This is a genomic window from Asanoa siamensis (genome assembly GCF_016862555.1).
GTDB lineage: Bacteria > Actinomycetota > Actinomycetes > Mycobacteriales > Micromonosporaceae > Asanoa > Asanoa siamensis.
Genome location: NZ_BONE01000133.1, coordinates 1 through 13,944, shown reverse-complemented (window position 1 = coordinate 13,944; position 13,944 = coordinate 1). Strand labels below are relative to the sequence as shown.

The window sequence follows — 13,944 nt, the reverse complement described above, 5'->3', positions numbered from 1 at the left end:
GTCGCGCAGCGCGTAGATGGCCGCGTGCAGGTCGTTGATCGGAACCGTCAACCGCAGCGCGACCTCGCCCGGCTCGAACGGGTAGCGATGCCACCACCGCGGCGGGGTCTCGGCCGCCCGGGCGTCGCCGCCCAGCACACCGATGAGCTGCTCGGCGCGTTCGAGCACGTCGCCGCGGGCGCCCTCCAACAGCAGCGCCACCGTGCCCGGCCCCTGCTGGCTGCGCTGGCGGGGGATCATGCGCGCGCGATGCGCCGGTAGGTCGACCTCGATCGCCGACGGCGCCACCGAGGCCGCGATCGCCTGCCGGACCAGGTCGTGCACCTCGAGCGGCGTCCACACCGAACGGGTGACCCACACCCGTGCGGCCGGCGCCGCCTGGGTGCGGAGCGTCGCCGAGACCAGCAACGCCAGCGCGCCCTGCGAACCGCACAGCACCTGGTTGAGGCCTGTGCCGCCGGCGCCGCGCAGGGACCAGCCGTCGGCGTGCTGCAGGCGCCCCTCGGCGTCCACATAGCTCACCCCGATGACCTGCTCGCACGGCGTGCCGAAGCGGTGCCGCAGCGGCCCGGACTCGTCGGCCGCCAGGACGCCGCCCAGGGTCGCCCCGACCGATCGTGGGTCGCAGGCCAGCCGTAGGCCGCGCTGGCCCAGCGCCGCCTGCACCGCCCGCACGGGCGTGCCGGCACCCACCTCGACGCTCAGCTCGCCGGCGTCGCGGTGCCAGATGCCGGCCAGCCGGCCCGTGTCGACGAGCAGGTCGAGCCGGGCCGGTGGCGCGCCCCAATCGACCTTGGTCGCCGCGCCGCGCGGCACGACCGCCAGGTCACGCTCGGCGGCCAGGGACAGCACGGCGGAGGCCGCCTCGACCGTGCCGGGCGCGGCCACCCAGCGCGCGGGCACGCCGGCGACCTCGTCAGCGGGCCCGGCATCCCGCGCGAACTGAGCCCCGCAGATGGCTGCCAGGCGCTGCCCCACATCGAAGGTGCCCGGCGTCGCCATGCGCTCAATCGTACACATGTTCGAACGCCTCGCAACGCCCGCCCAACGCCCGACCAACGCCCTCCGGGTAGCGTGAGCGCGTGACCGACGAGTCGAAGGCCCCTGTCGCCAAGCGGGTTCCGCACGAGCGCACGCACCACGGCGACACCGTGGTCGACGACTACGCATGGCTCGCGGAAAAAGACGATCCCGACACGCTCGCCTATCTCAAGGCGGAAAACGCCTACACAGAGGCGAAGACGGCCCACCTCGCCGGCCTGCGTGAGCAACTGTTCGGCGAGATCCGCCAGCGCACCCAGGAGACCGACCTCTCAGTCCCGTACCGCATGGGTCGGTTCTGGTTCTACACCCGCACCGTCGAGGGCCAGCAATACCCGATCTACTGCCGCGTCCCCATGGCTGACCAGGCAGAGACCACACCGCCGGCCACCGGCGACGGCGCGCCCCTGCCCGACGAGGAGGTCCTGCTCGACGGCAACGCGCTCGCCGAGGGCCACGAGTTCTTCACGCTCGGCGCGTTCGACATCAGCCCCGACGGCAACCGGCTCGCCTACTCGACCGACTTCACGGGCGACGAGCGCTACACCCTCAAGATCAAGGATTTGCGTACGGGCGAGGTGCTGCCCGACGAGGTGCCCGACACGTTCTACGGCACCGCCTGGTCGTACGACGGTGGCACGCTGTTCTATCTCACGGTCGACGACGTTTGGCGCCCCTACCGGGTCTGGCGGCACACGGTCGGCACGCCGACGAGCGAAGACGTGATCGTCTACGAGGAGCCCGACGAGCGATTCTGGGTCGGCGTCGACCTGACCCGCTCGCAGCGCTACATCCTGGTCGAGGCGGGCAGCAAGATCACCAGTGAGGTCCGGGTGATCCCCTCCGACGACCCCACCGCCGAGCCCGCGCTGATCGCGCCGCGGCGCCAGGGCGTCGAATACTCGGTCGAGCACCACGGCCACCGCTTCCTGATTCTGCACAACGACGGCGCCGAAGACTTCGAGCTGGCCTACACGTCGGTCGACAATCCGACGGGCTGGGCGACGATGGTCCCGCACGAGCCGGGCATCCGCCTGGAGTCGGTCGACGCGTTCGCCGAGCACCTGGTCATCTCGCTGCGCAAGGACGGCCTCAGCGGCCTGCGGATCCTCCCGCTCGGCGAGACCGACGGCTACGACATGCGCTTCCCGGAGCCCATCTACAGCGTCAACATCGACGCGAACTACGAATATCAGACCGGTCTCGTACGCTTGCGCTACACGTCGTTGACCACCCCCGAGTCGGTGTACGACTACGACCTGGCGACCGGCGAGTTGCTGCTGCGCAAGCGCAAGCCGGTCAAGCCCGGCCCCGACGGGCGCGAGTTCGACCCGGCCGACTACGAGCAGCACCGCGAGTGGGCGCTCGCCGACGACGGCACCCGCGTGCCGATCTCGCTGATCCGCCGCAAGGGCACACCCAAGGACGGCTCGGCGCCGTGCGTGCTTTACGGCTACGGGTCCTACGAGTCCTCAATGGACCCGTGGTTCTCGGTGCCCCGACTGTCGCTCCTCGACCGCGGCATGGTGTTCGCGGTGGCCCACATCCGCGGCGGCGGCGAGATGGGCCGGCACTGGTACGAGGACGGCAAGCTGCTCGCCAAGAAGAACACCTTCAGCGACTTCGTCGCCTGCGCGCAGCACCTCGCCAAGTCGGGCTGGACGTCGCCGGACCGCCTGGTCGCCCGCGGCGGCTCGGCCGGCGGCCTGCTGATGGGCGCCGTGGCCAACTTAGCGCCGCACGCCTTCACCGCGATCGTGGCCGAAGTGCCCTTTGTGGACCCACTGACGTCCATCCTGGACCCATCGCTCCCGCTGACGGTGATGGAATGGGAGGAGTGGGGCAACCCGCTGGCCGACGCCGAGGTCTACGCCTACATGAAGTCCTACTCGCCCTACGAGAACGTGGCGCCGGTCGAATACCCGGCCATTCTCGCGGCGAGCAGCCTCAACGACACGCGGGTGCTCTATCACGAGCCGACGAAGTGGGTGGCTCGCCTACGCGCGACGGCCCCGGACGGGCACTATCTGCTCAAGACGGAGATGGGCGCGGGCCACGGAGGCCCGAGCGGCCGATACGACGCGTGGAAGGACGAGGCTTTCATCGCAGCCTGGATCCTCGACCGCGTCGGCCTCGCGACCTGAGCCGCCGCTGAGAATCCGCCGACTCGGCGGACCTGGCAAGCGGGTCGCGTCTGTCGTCTGGTCTCGCGCGGGGCAACTGGATCGCCAGGCACTACAGGCGGACCCGGATTCCTATTCGCTGGCGGAGGCCGGACGCGCGTCCGCCGGCATCCGCGGACCGGAGCCGGCACCAAATCGCTGACTCCGGCGGACGCCCAGGTTCTGTTTCGTATAAGGCGAGGCGGAGTCCAGGTGTCGACTGGGCGTGCGGCGGCTTTGCCCGGATACCGGTGTTGTATCCGGGTGAAGGCGCCGTGCGGCCAGTCGGCGGCTGGGCCCGCCGCAGCCCGGCTCCAGATACGAAACAGAACCTAAGCGCACAGCCACCGGCGCGAACCCCGAGACGCACGTGCGCCGGCAACAGCCCGGAACAGGGATCCGGGCCGGCCGGCAGTGCGCCGTTTCGCCTTTGATGGCAACGGTTCGAGCGAAGCGGCGCGCCCGCCGGCCCAGCCTCGACGCCGGGCCGGCGGGGCGGGCGTCAGTTCATCAGGGCCGCGTTGATGATGATGCCGAGCACCAGGCCGGCGACGCTGGCGCCGGCGGCGTACCAGCCCAGGGGCTTGTCGCCGAGCACCGCGCCCACGATCCCGAGGATCAGGCCGAGGATGCCGAAGATGGCCGGCGAGATGAGCACCGCGAGCACCGCGAAGACGAACGCGATGATGGTGCAGATGCGGGCGGCCGAGCTACGCGGCCGGGCGGCGGGGCTGGTCGGGTAGGACATGCCGTCACTCCTCGTGTTGTCGGACGGCGTGTCTGTACCCAATCAGGCCCGAGGATATTCAGGCCGACGCCGCGGCGGCGGCCAGGACCGCCGGATCCACATTGCCGCCCGAGATCACGGCGACCGTGCGGCCCTGCGGCATCTGGTCCCTGCGGAACAGGAAAGCGGCGGACGCGACGGCGCCGCTCGGCTCCACCACCAGGCGGGAGCGGCGCACCAGCAGCGACGTCGCCGCGGTGATCTGCGCTTCCGTCACCGTGATGATCCCGTCGAGCCGGGCGTGCAGGTGCGCGAAGGTCAACTCGCTCAACGGCACCCGCAGGCCATCGGCGCTCGTGCGGATCAGATCAGCCACGTCCCAGCTCACCATCGTGCCGCGGACGAGTGACTCGTGCGCGTCGGCGGCCAGGTCCGGCTCGACGCCGAAGACCTTGACGTCGGGCTTGCGCGCCTTGATCGCCGTGGCCACCCCGGACGCGAGCCCGCCGCCACCGACCGGGACCAGCACCACCTCGACGTCGGGGCAGTCGGCCAGGATCTCCAGGCCGACGGTGCCCTGACCGGCGATGATGTCGCGATGATCGTACGGCGGGATCAATGTCAGACCCCGCTCCGAAGCCAGCCGTCGCGCCCGCTCGGCTCGCTGGCTCGGCGCGACCATGATGATCTCGGCGCCGATGTCCCGTACCGCCGCGATCTTGATCTCCGGCGCCGTCTCGGGAATGACGACGACGCACGGCGCGCCGAACGCGCGGGCGGCGTAGGCCAGGGCGAGCCCGTGGTTGCCGGACGAGTGCGTGACGACGCCGCGGGCGCGCTGCTCCGGGGTCAGCCGCGAGACCGCGTTGGTCGCGCCGCGCAGCTTGAACGAGCCGACGGGCTGCAGGCTCTCGGGCTTGAGGTGCAGGCCGGGCGCCCAGGCGGCCGGCAGCACGGTGGTGCGCACCACCGCGCCGTCGATCGCCCGGGCGGCGGCTTCGATGTCGTCGACCGAGATCAGGTCGACGGTCACCCTTCGCTCTCCGGACGGGCGACGTAGACGCCCTTGCCCTGGCGCCCGTCGAGCAGGCCTTCGGTCTTGAGGACCAGCATGGCGGACTCGATGGTCTGGCTGCTCACGCCGTATTGCGCGCACATCTCGCGCTTGGTCGGCAGCTTGGCGCCGGGCGCCAGCCGACCGTCCTTGATCTGCTCGCGGAGGTCGTCGGCGACGCGTCGGTAGTCCGGCTTGTAAGGGGACATCGGCTCACTTCCGGGTTGGCCCGTCCAGTAGATCACCCCTGTTGCAATCTTGCAACCACAAGACGACTAACCAAAGTTGCGAGGCAATGTAGACGTGCCAGAGTTGCCCTGGCAGCATGGTTCCCGAAGGCGCTCGCTTCCGAGTTGGCCCTTGTTAACGGGCTCCTTCACCCCCGGTTCGGGCACCCGCCCGCGCCGAGCCGGGGCGGGCCAGGACCCCGTCACGACCCGCCCCGGCGCCTTCCACATGGCCGGTTGATCGCTTTTCAGGGGTACGCCCCAGCGTCATCGCGGGCTCGTCCGCCCGCACCTGACCAGCGACCGACGGCTTGCGGCGGCAGCGGTCCGCGAGGCGAGCTCCGGGCCGCTGCCTGCCCCAGGACAGGGCGGAGTCTCCACGATGCACTTCGGACAACGACCCGACCCGGCCAAGGTCGACGAATGGAACCGCACCTACCTCGAACACTCCCGCAGCTCCGACGACCCGACAAGCTGCGCGGTCACCGATTGTCTAGGCCGATTCCCCTGCGCCGCCCGCGTCGAGGTGGCCGAGTTGCTGATCATGGCCGGCCTCGGCGTGCCGCGCAGCGTTCGCGCGGATCCTGCCGCACCACGCCTTCCCGCGCCGCGAGCCCACCGGGTCCGACTGGCCGACCTGCAGAATCCCATCCGTGATCGTCCATACTTGGCGGATGTCGACGCCTTCTCCTGTTGATGCCGGCGATGTCGCTGACACGATCATCACCTGGTCGGGGTTCGTGCTCACCGCGTTCAGCCTTCTCCTCGCCGTCGTCACCGCGCTCCTGCTCATTGCCGGACTCTTCGGGTTGCGGGAGATTCGGAGCATTCGCGAGATGGGTCGTAAGGCCGACAAGGTCGTCCACGACGCCGAGGAGGTGCTCGACGAGCTGCGGGGGAAGATCGCCGGCATCGACAAGCGGATGGATTCCATGGTGGAGGTTTCCTACCTCTTCAACCAAGGCGAGCATGCCTATCGCGACGGGGAGTTCGCGAAAGCGGTCGACTATCTGAGCAGAGCCGCCACATTGGACCCTCAGAATCCGCGCGTGCTGTACCGGCTGGGCCGGTCGTTGACCAACCTGGGCGACGACATCGCGGCTCCGGAGCGGTTCAAGGAGATGCAGCGACTCGAACCGTCCGAGCATCTCGGTGACGCCGAGCGCGGGCTCGCGTTGGTCTATCGCTACACGAATCCCGGCCTCGCCCTGCAGTACGCCGAACAGGCGACGGCCATCGCCCCCGAAAGTCACCGGAACTGGAACACGTTGGGGCTCATCCTCCGCGACACGGGCGACATCGACCGGGCGTACGCGGCTCATCAACGCGCCGCCGAGTTCGACGCCAACTCGGCCGTCACGCCGTTCTACCGAGCGTTGCTGTTGGCTCATCGGGGCAGCAACGGGCCTGCGGTCGAGGAGTGCCGGTTGGCCGCCCGCCGTGTGGAGATCCAGTCCCGGCTCACCCCGATCAAGTCCCTGTGGGCAGCGATCATCATGTGGTCGCACGCGATCCTGCGCGACGAGTACGCCGACGCCGACGGCTTCACCCTGCAACTCGCCGACGCGTGCACGTCGCGGCGGCGGGCCCGGGAGATCGGCGGTCATATGGACTTCTTGTTGCGCGCGTTGGGAAAGGACGAACACCGCAACCGCTATCTCGGCCGGATCGAAGCACGGTGGCCACCGCTCCACTAATCTCGTGCTGTGCGTCGAGGGTTTCGGGAGAGCCCGGCCGTGGCCTGCCAGGAGGTCGCGAAGGGATCGCGCGTCTTCCTGACCGAGCACAGCGGCCCGCGCCAGCTCATGCATTCGGGCCGGCGGCTCTTCCGCTTCATGGACTCGATCTATCTCGACCGACCCTCGGAAAAGCTGGACAGAGAATCGATCCAGATCCTCAACGAGGTACGCCGCCCGCTGCTCGACCGCTCCGAGGTGGCCGGCGTCAACGCGCGCGTACGCCAGGCGCTGGCGGCCGGCGCACAGGCTGTCGCGGCGCGCAGCGTCCTCGAGTGGGGCTGCGGCTACCACCCGATGCACGAGTTGCTCGGCGACGTCGACTACGCGGCCGTCGACATCGACCCCGGCGTGGTGGCGCACGCCCGCGGGCTGGGCATCGGCCCTGTCCACCTCGCCGACCGCGACCTGGGCGACATCGCGCCGGCGGACGTCATCGTGAGCCCGTTCGTGTTCCACTTCCGCATCCCCCGCCGCCACATCGCGACGATGCGCCGCGTCGTGGGGCCAGCCGGCTTCGTCCTCGCCAACGTCTACCGGCGGTCACCGCGAGCCCGGCGCGAGCTGGAGAACGCCTTCCGCGACGCCGGCCTCCTCCTCGAACGACGGCGCGATCCCGCCCAGCTCTGCGTGGAGCACGAGTTCTGGTGCCTGTACGCGCCGGACCGCGCCGGCACGAACCAGGCCCGCGCGCGCGAAGCGCTGGAGGCGGTGACCGCGGCAACCGATCTTTGAGCCGTCCGGCGGACGGACGCGGCGGATCGGCCGACCTATATTCGCGCCCATGGCAATCATCGACTGGTTGCGCCGCTCGAAGCGGGAGCAGCCGCTGCACAAGACGGCGGCGCTCGTCGACGACGCGGTGGCGCACTCCCGCGCCGGACGGCACGACGAGGCCGTGAAAGTCTGCCTGCGCGCGGTGGCGGCGCTGGAGGCACACGCGAAGCGCGATCGGCGCGCGGTGGTGGGGATGTTGTCGCTGGCCTACCGCAACCTCGCCGAGTTCATGTGGGACGCCAGCCGCTCGCCCGAGGCGGTGGGCCACGCCGAGACGTCCGTGCGACTCGCCCGCGAGCTCTACACCGTGGACCGCGACGGTGACATGCTCGCGATCGCCCTCGGTGCGTACGCCCTCGGGCTGCTCAGCGGCGGCCGGGCACCGGAGGCGCTGGCGGCGGCGCGGGAGGCGCGGGAGCTGTCCGACTCGGACCGCGCACTCAGCAGGATTCTCAGCCCTTATTCGATGGCATTGGCCGCCACCGGTCAGGATGACGAGGCCTTGGCGGTCAACGCCCAGGAGCTTGATCTCCAGCGGCGGCTGGCGGACGGCCAACCCGTCGACTCCCAGCCCTACAGGAATCTCGGCTTCGCGTTGAACAACCACGCGAACCGGCTGCACCGGGCCGGTCGGTGGCAGGAATGCCTGGACGTCGGCGCCGAGGCCGTCGCGCACTTCCGCGCCGCGGCGGCGCAACGACCCGATCTGCTCTCCGGCGTCGCTCTGGCCTTGCGGAATCAGGCCGCTCACCTGGGCGCGGCGGACCGGCTCGCGGACGCTCTCACCGCGGCGGAGGAAGCGGTCGGCCTGAGTCGCGACCTGGCGGCCAACCGACCGGCAGCGCATCGCCCGCTGCTGGCCAGCAGCCTGCGCGCCTACGGCGCCCGCCTCGCCGCGCTGGGCCGCCGCGCCGAAGCCCTGGCCGCGACCGGTGAGTCGGTCGCGTTGTACCGCGAGCTCGCCGCGAGCGACCCCGGCGCCTACCTCGCCACCCTCGACGCCGTGGAGGCCAACCTCCGGGCCATCACCGAGGACCCGGACGACGACAGGGCACTGGCCGCGGAGGCGGTGCGGCGCTACCGCGAGTTGGCCGGCGCTGACCGCGGCACGCACCCCGACCACCGCGGCACGCACCCCGACCACCGCGCCGCGCACCCCGACCACCGCGCCGCGCACCCCGACCACCGCGCGGCGCATCGCGCCGCCCTGGCCACCGCAATCGCCGACCTCCGCGCCGTCACCGAGGATCCGGACGACCGTCTCGCATTGGCCGCCGAGGCGGTCGACCTGCGCCGCGAACTCGCCGCGGGCGCCCGAGCCGAGCACCTACCCGGCCTGGCGGCCGCGGTAGCGATCCTCGCCACGTCGCTCGTCGACGCGGACCGGCTCGACGAGGCACTGGTCGCCGGCGCGGAAGCGCTGGCCCTGGAGCGCGAGCTCGCCGAGACCGACCGCCCCGCGATCATCGACATGCACGCCCGCACGCTGCGCCAGCAGGCCGCCCGGCTCGATCGCGCGGGCCGGCCCGAGGAGGCGCTGGCCCTCGGCGAGCAGGCCATCGCGGCCGCCCGGGAGGCCCTCGCCGGCGATCAAACCACCGGCCACCTGACCCTGGCACTCGCGCTGGAGCAGCAGGCCGGACGGTTGCGGGTCGAGCGCGGCCGGGCCGCGCGCCGGCCGAAGAAGGCCGGGACCGTCCCGGTGCCGCCCAAGGGCCCGATGGAGGCCATGGCCCGCGAGGCGAGACAGCTGCGCGCCGCGCACCGCCAGCAGAGCTCAGGCCGGCGGGGCGGCCACGGCTAGTCGCTTGACCGCCGCCACGATCAGGGCCTCGGCCTCCGCGACCAGCAGCGGCGGCGACTTCTTGCGGCGGCGGACCGCCCACGTGTGGCTGAGGTCGTCGAGGAAGCGTTGGCGTTCCGCCAGGAAGGCCAGCTCCGGGTCGGTGCGGGCCTGGTCGAACAACAGCTCCTCGGTCGCCGCCAGCAGCGCCCGGCCCAGGTGGGCCCAGGCCAGCGGCAGGTAGGTCGCCTTCTCGACCCGCTCGGCCGCGCACGAGTAGAGGCAGGCGATCGCGTAGAGCGTGCGGGCGTCGGCCGCCGCCCTCGGCGGCTGCTCGCGCAGCTCGTCGGCGGCCACCGCGATCGCGGCCAGGTCGCCCGAGAGCAGGGCGCACTTCAGCCGGCGTACGCGTTGCCGCTCCCGCTCGTCGGAGAGCGACGCCTCGGCGTCGGAGCCGGCGTTGTCACCCGGGTTGGTGACCAGCCGCTGCTCGGCCTCGCCCCAGCTCTCGGCCGCGTCGAGGAACGCCCGGCGCGCCTTGGGCTCCAGGCTCTCGGCGCGGTAGGCGAACCCGATGCGCTCCTGCACCGCACCGCGGATCGCCGCCGGCCGGTGGTAGGCGCTCAGCGCCGCACCCACCTGGTCGAGGTCGTCGAGCGCCTCCGCGCCGAACGCCAGGGTGTGCTCCGCGTAGGCTTTCATCGCGTCGAGCGTGAGCGCCGCCGCCAGCATGCGCTGCAGCTCGAGGCGGGTGGCCGTGGACCGGCGCCGGCTCAGCCACGGCACCCGCAGCCCGCCGGCCGTGCGCGCCCGCAACCGGCGCGACACCAGCCGCAGCGCCACCCAGTGCGCGGCCGGCTCGATCAGCGTGACCAGGCGCTCCTGCCACGACTGCCCGGACGCGTCGGTGCCCGGCGGCTCCCAGAGCGTGGTCGCGGCGATCGGCGACCCGTCGAGGTCGTGCAGCTCGATGGCCAGGCCCAGCCGCTGGTTGCCGCTCTCGCCCCGCAGCAGGGGCGCGGTCTGCACCTGGCAGCCGCGCGGGTTGGGTAGTGCGGAGCTGAGCGCGCCGAGGATGCCGTCGGCCTGGCCGGGCGCGACGGCGCGCAGGCCGTTGGCCACCGTGGCCATCGTGTCCTTGGCGGCCGAGGTGATCGGGTCGGTGTCGTCGGTGATCGCGACCGCGGCGGGCAGCCGGTGCAGGCCCACGTCGCGCTTGAAGACGTCGTCGACGACCGCGCGGGCGGCAGCGGCCTCGTCGGCCAGCGCCGCCTGCACCCGCTGCCGCAACCACGGCGAGAGGGTCAGCGCTTCGCCCTCGCTGCCGGCGATCGCGGCCGGCAGCGGCGCGGTGTCGTTGATGACGAGCTGTTGCCGGAGCCGGTCACGGATCGCCCGGGACAGGCCGAGCAGGATCACGACGACAGCCACGACCGCGGCGGCGGCGAGCGTCGCCTTGCTGATCGTGTCGGCGAGCGCGCCGATGTCGTCGATGCTCATGTCAGCTCGGGCCGTTCCAGGCGGCGTCGGGCTCTTCCGCCGCGACGCCCTCGCGCACCAGCCGGACGAGGGTCTCGTCGTCGACCTCGATCACGCTGCCGGCCGGATGGGTGATGCCGTCGACGTCTGTCCACTCCTGATCGAGCCGCGCCCGCGCCATTGCATCTCCAATCGTCCCGGCTCAATCTAGAGAAAGCGGCGCCGCGCGGCGACCCCTGTGGACAGGAGGGATGGTGTCGGAAAACTTCCTACCGTCACGCCACGGGTTCACCTTCGACAACAGTTGGCCCGCGCAGCCCGCGGTCGTCGTGCCGACGCCGTTCGGCGACGTCCCGTTCGGCAAGGCCAACGGCGGCCTCTGCGGCGGCATGGTGTTCGCCGCGCTCGACTACTGGCACGCCGGCCGGCAGCCACCCGCCAACCGCCCGCCGCTGGGCACGCCGCTCTACTCGTTCATCGTCAGGCGGCTGCTCGAGTCCTGGCGCCTGCCCGGCGGGGTCGCGAAATACTACGAGTGGATGGGCATGCCCGACACCGACTCCCCGACGTTCCAGCTCTTCGGCCGCCCGTTGCTGACCCGGCGCGGCATCGCCTACCGCACCGTCAGCGGGGAGTGGCCCGGCATCCGCGCCGAGCTCGACCGCGGTGCCCCCGTGCCGCTGGGCGTGATCACCATGTCGTCGCGCCAGCCCAAGGATCTCGCGCTCAACCACCAGGTGCTCGCCTACGGCTATCAGACCCAGGGCGAGAGAGTGACGGTACGCGTGTACGACCCCAACCGCGGCCGCCGCGACGACATCGCGATCACCTTCGAGCCGCGCGGCACCTTCACCCACAACCTCGGCATCGGCGGTCGCGCCGTCCGCGGCTTCTTCCGCACCGGCTACCGCGCCCAGCGACTACCGGGCGGCTGACATCGCCTTGGCCAGCTCCGGCGCGGTCTCCTCGGGCCGGCTCGGGTTGACCAGCAGGCCGGTGGCCAGCTCCAGCCCCGCGTACGCGGTGGTCCGTGGCTGGATCTCGATGTGCCACTGCCACCACCTGGCCACCTCGCGATCCTCCACATCGGTCGGTCCAGCGTGGACGACCAGGTTGTACGCGGGATCGCCGAGCACGTCCGCCAGCCCGCGCAACAAGGGAGGCAGCGTTCGCGCCACGGCGGCGAGCCCGGCGTCGGAGGCGGCGGCGAGGGTGCCCGTCCCGTCGAACGGCACCAGCACGGTCTGGTGCGGCACCGACGCCGCGTACGGCTGGTAGACCAGCACGCCGTTGTCGGCGACGACCCGCTCCCCCGCCGACCGCTCGGCGGCCGCCAGGTCGTCGACAAGCCGCCGCCCGGTGTCGGTGTAGTGCCCCCGCGCCAGCCGCCAGCGCGAAACCAGCCCGGGCGGCGCCTGGTCGAGCGCCACGAGTTGGCTGTGCGGGTGCGGCAACGAGGCACCGGCCGCGGCACCGTAGTTACGGAACGCGACGACCGCGGCCGGCCGCCGGGACGCCAGGGCCTGGGCGCGCGACCGCAGGGCCGTCAGCACTTCGAGCGCCTCGCCCGTCGTGGCGAACCGCAGGTCGCGGGCGTGGTCCGGCGACTCCACCAGCACCTCGTGATCGCCGGTCGCCGGGAAGCGCGCGAACAGCCCCGTCGCCGTGACCCCGTCGCCGCCCGCGGGGCTCACGATCGGGTATTTGTTGGCGAACGCCCGGACCCGCCACGGCTCTTCGCCGGACACCGGCACCCGAAGCCGCGTGGGCGGTGTCTCCGCCTCGTGGCCCGGGCAGAAGGGGCATCCGGACGAGGCCGGCCCCGGCCGCTCGGCCCGCCGCGGCGCGCTCAGCCGCCACTCCCCGGTCTCCGCGTCGACCCGCGTCTCGGTGATCACGAAGTTCACGATAATGGATCAAGCACCGCGTTAGCACTCCTGTGCTAACCCGCGCTACGCTGCGGTTATGCACGGCATCGCGCACCAGCCCTCGATGTTCGACCTGGTCGAGGAGCCGACCCTCGGCCGGCTGGACGGTCACGTCCAGCGCACGACGCTCACCCGGGGCGCCTGGGTCGACCACCTGCCCGGCTGGATCGACGGCTCAGAGGTGATCCTGGAGCGGCTCCTCGAGGACGACATCGGCTGGCGGGCCGAACGGCGCGAGATGTACGAGCGCGAGGTCGACGTCCCCCGCCTGCTGCGCTGGTACGACGGTGACGAGGAGCTGCCCCACCCGCTGCTCACGGCGGCCCGCGAGCAGCTCAGCGCCTACTACGCCGCCGAGCTGGGCGAGCGGTTCGTCACCACCGGCATGTGCCTCTACCGCGACGGGCGCGACAGCGTCGCCTGGCACGGCGACACGACCGGCCGCTCGTCGAGCCAGGACACCCTGGTCGCGATCGTCTCGTTCGGGTCACCGCGGCCGCTGATGCTCCGCCCGCGTGGCGGTGGCGGCGACAGCCTCAAGTTCCCGCTCGGCCACGGCGACCTGGTCGTGATGGGCGGCTCCTGCCAACGCACCTGGGAACACGCGATCCCCAAGACCGCCAAGAAGGTCGGCCCCCGGGTCAGCGTGCAGTTCCGCCCGGTGGGCGTCAGCTAACTCTGCCGCCCGGTGGGCGTCAGCTAACTCTGCCGCCCCGTGGGCGTCAGCTGAAGCTGCTCTCCGTCAACTGCCCGCGCAGCTTCGTCAGCGCCCGGGTCAGCAGCCGCGACACGTGCATCTGCGACACACCGACCTGGTCGGCGATCTGCGACTGGGTCAGGTTGCCGTAGAACCGCAGCGTCAGGATCTTCTGCTCGCGCTCGTCGAGCGTCGCCAGAGCCGGCCCCAACGCCACCCGCAGCTCCGCCAGCTCGAACGACGTGTCCTCGGACCCGAGCAGGTCACCGAGCTCGGTCCCGCGCTCGCCGTCACCGGTCGGCGTCGACAGCGACACCGCGTTGTAGGCCCGCG

General features: G+C 71.8%; 15 protein-coding genes. 6 read left to right on the top strand and 9 right to left on the bottom strand.

Going from position 1 to position 13,944, the window contains the following annotated elements; genetic code table 11:
* Positions 1 to 1,002 (bottom strand): FAD-binding oxidoreductase (locus Asi02nite_RS39415; RefSeq protein WP_239127654.1); only part of this gene is annotated, 1,002 nt, incomplete at its 3' end.
* A gap of 80 nt (positions 1,003 to 1,082) precedes the next feature.
* Between Asi02nite_RS39415 and Asi02nite_RS39410 the strand changes: the two genes are divergently transcribed.
* Complete coding sequence (locus tag Asi02nite_RS39410) at positions 1,083 to 3,185, top strand: S9 family peptidase (protein ID WP_203719161.1); 2,103 nt, start codon at positions 1,083 to 1,085, stop codon at positions 3,183 to 3,185.
* Between the two features lie 520 nt (positions 3,186 to 3,705).
* On the opposite strand, the gene Asi02nite_RS39405 is transcribed toward Asi02nite_RS39410, so the two are convergent.
* The 4 genes from Asi02nite_RS39405 to Asi02nite_RS39390 all read right to left on the bottom strand — a co-directional run bounded on the left by Asi02nite_RS39405 (position 3,706) and on the right by Asi02nite_RS39390 (position 5,959).
* Complete coding sequence (locus Asi02nite_RS39405) at positions 3,706 to 3,951, bottom strand: hypothetical protein (RefSeq protein WP_203719160.1); 246 nt, start codon at positions 3,949 to 3,951, stop codon at positions 3,706 to 3,708.
* Positions 3,952 to 4,009: 58 nt separating this feature from the next.
* Entirely contained in the window at positions 4,010 to 4,963 is a 954-nt protein-coding gene (locus Asi02nite_RS39400) for a threonine ammonia-lyase (RefSeq protein ID WP_239127652.1), read from the bottom strand.
* On the bottom strand, positions 4,960 to 5,193 hold the full coding sequence (locus Asi02nite_RS39395; RefSeq protein WP_089252336.1) for a winged helix-turn-helix domain-containing protein: 234 nt from the start codon (positions 5,191 to 5,193) through the stop codon (positions 4,960 to 4,962). Before Asi02nite_RS39395 ends, Asi02nite_RS39400 begins: the two co-directional genes overlap by 4 nt.
* Positions 5,194 to 5,704: 511 nt before the next feature.
* On the bottom strand, positions 5,705 to 5,959 hold the full coding sequence (locus Asi02nite_RS39390; protein WP_203719159.1) for a hypothetical protein: 255 nt from the start codon (positions 5,957 to 5,959) through the stop codon (positions 5,705 to 5,707).
* Between Asi02nite_RS39390 and Asi02nite_RS39385 the strand changes: the two genes are divergently transcribed.
* The 3 genes from Asi02nite_RS39385 to Asi02nite_RS39375 are packed head-to-tail and all read left to right on the top strand — an operon-like array spanning position 5,952 to position 9,528.
* Positions 5,952 to 6,908 (top strand): tetratricopeptide repeat protein, encoded by a 957-nt coding sequence (locus Asi02nite_RS39385; RefSeq protein ID WP_203719158.1) that lies wholly within the window; start codon positions 5,952 to 5,954, stop codon positions 6,906 to 6,908. The genes Asi02nite_RS39390 and Asi02nite_RS39385 overlap by 8 nt on opposite strands.
* A gap of 9 nt (positions 6,909 to 6,917) precedes the next feature.
* The gene (locus Asi02nite_RS39380; protein ID WP_203719157.1) at positions 6,918 to 7,682 is read left to right on the top strand and encodes a class I SAM-dependent methyltransferase; all 765 of its coding nucleotides are present in this window, start codon (positions 6,918 to 6,920) and stop codon (positions 7,680 to 7,682) included.
* Between the two features lie 49 nt (positions 7,683 to 7,731).
* The gene (locus Asi02nite_RS39375; RefSeq protein WP_203719156.1) at positions 7,732 to 9,528 is read left to right on the top strand and encodes an ATP-binding protein; all 1,797 of its coding nucleotides are present in this window, start codon (positions 7,732 to 7,734) and stop codon (positions 9,526 to 9,528) included.
* Here Asi02nite_RS39375 and Asi02nite_RS39370 read toward each other — a convergent pair.
* Both Asi02nite_RS39370 and Asi02nite_RS39365 read right to left on the bottom strand, forming a co-directional pair.
* Complete coding sequence (locus tag Asi02nite_RS39370; RefSeq protein ID WP_203719155.1) at positions 9,502 to 11,007, bottom strand: hypothetical protein; 1,506 nt, start codon at positions 11,005 to 11,007, stop codon at positions 9,502 to 9,504. The two genes, Asi02nite_RS39375 and Asi02nite_RS39370, sit on opposite strands and share 27 nt — an antisense overlap.
* 1 nt (position 11,008) lies before the next feature.
* A complete protein-coding gene (locus Asi02nite_RS39365) occupies positions 11,009 to 11,167 on the bottom strand; it encodes a hypothetical protein (protein WP_203719154.1) in 159 nt (52 codons plus the stop codon).
* 73 nt (positions 11,168 to 11,240) lie between these two features.
* Here Asi02nite_RS39365 and Asi02nite_RS39360 point away from each other — a divergent pair, with 73 nt between their 5' ends.
* The gene (locus tag Asi02nite_RS39360) at positions 11,241 to 11,921 is read left to right on the top strand and encodes a hypothetical protein (protein WP_203719153.1); all 681 of its coding nucleotides are present in this window, start codon (positions 11,241 to 11,243) and stop codon (positions 11,919 to 11,921) included.
* On the opposite strand, the gene Asi02nite_RS39355 is transcribed toward Asi02nite_RS39360, so the two are convergent.
* On the bottom strand, positions 11,907 to 12,884 hold the full coding sequence (locus Asi02nite_RS39355; RefSeq protein WP_203719152.1) for a galactose-1-phosphate uridylyltransferase: 978 nt from the start codon (positions 12,882 to 12,884) through the stop codon (positions 11,907 to 11,909). The two genes, Asi02nite_RS39360 and Asi02nite_RS39355, sit on opposite strands and share 15 nt — an antisense overlap.
* Before the next feature lie 67 nt (positions 12,885 to 12,951).
* On the opposite strand from Asi02nite_RS39355, the gene Asi02nite_RS39350 reads away from it, so the two are divergent.
* Entirely contained in the window at positions 12,952 to 13,590 is a 639-nt protein-coding gene (locus Asi02nite_RS39350; protein WP_203719151.1) for an alpha-ketoglutarate-dependent dioxygenase AlkB, read from the top strand.
* Positions 13,591 to 13,636: 46 nt separating this feature from the next.
* Here the strand turns inward: Asi02nite_RS39350 and Asi02nite_RS39345 are convergent.
* The coding region (locus Asi02nite_RS39345) for a sigma-70 family RNA polymerase sigma factor (protein WP_203719150.1) at positions 13,637 to 13,944 on the bottom strand (308 nt) is incomplete at its 5' end.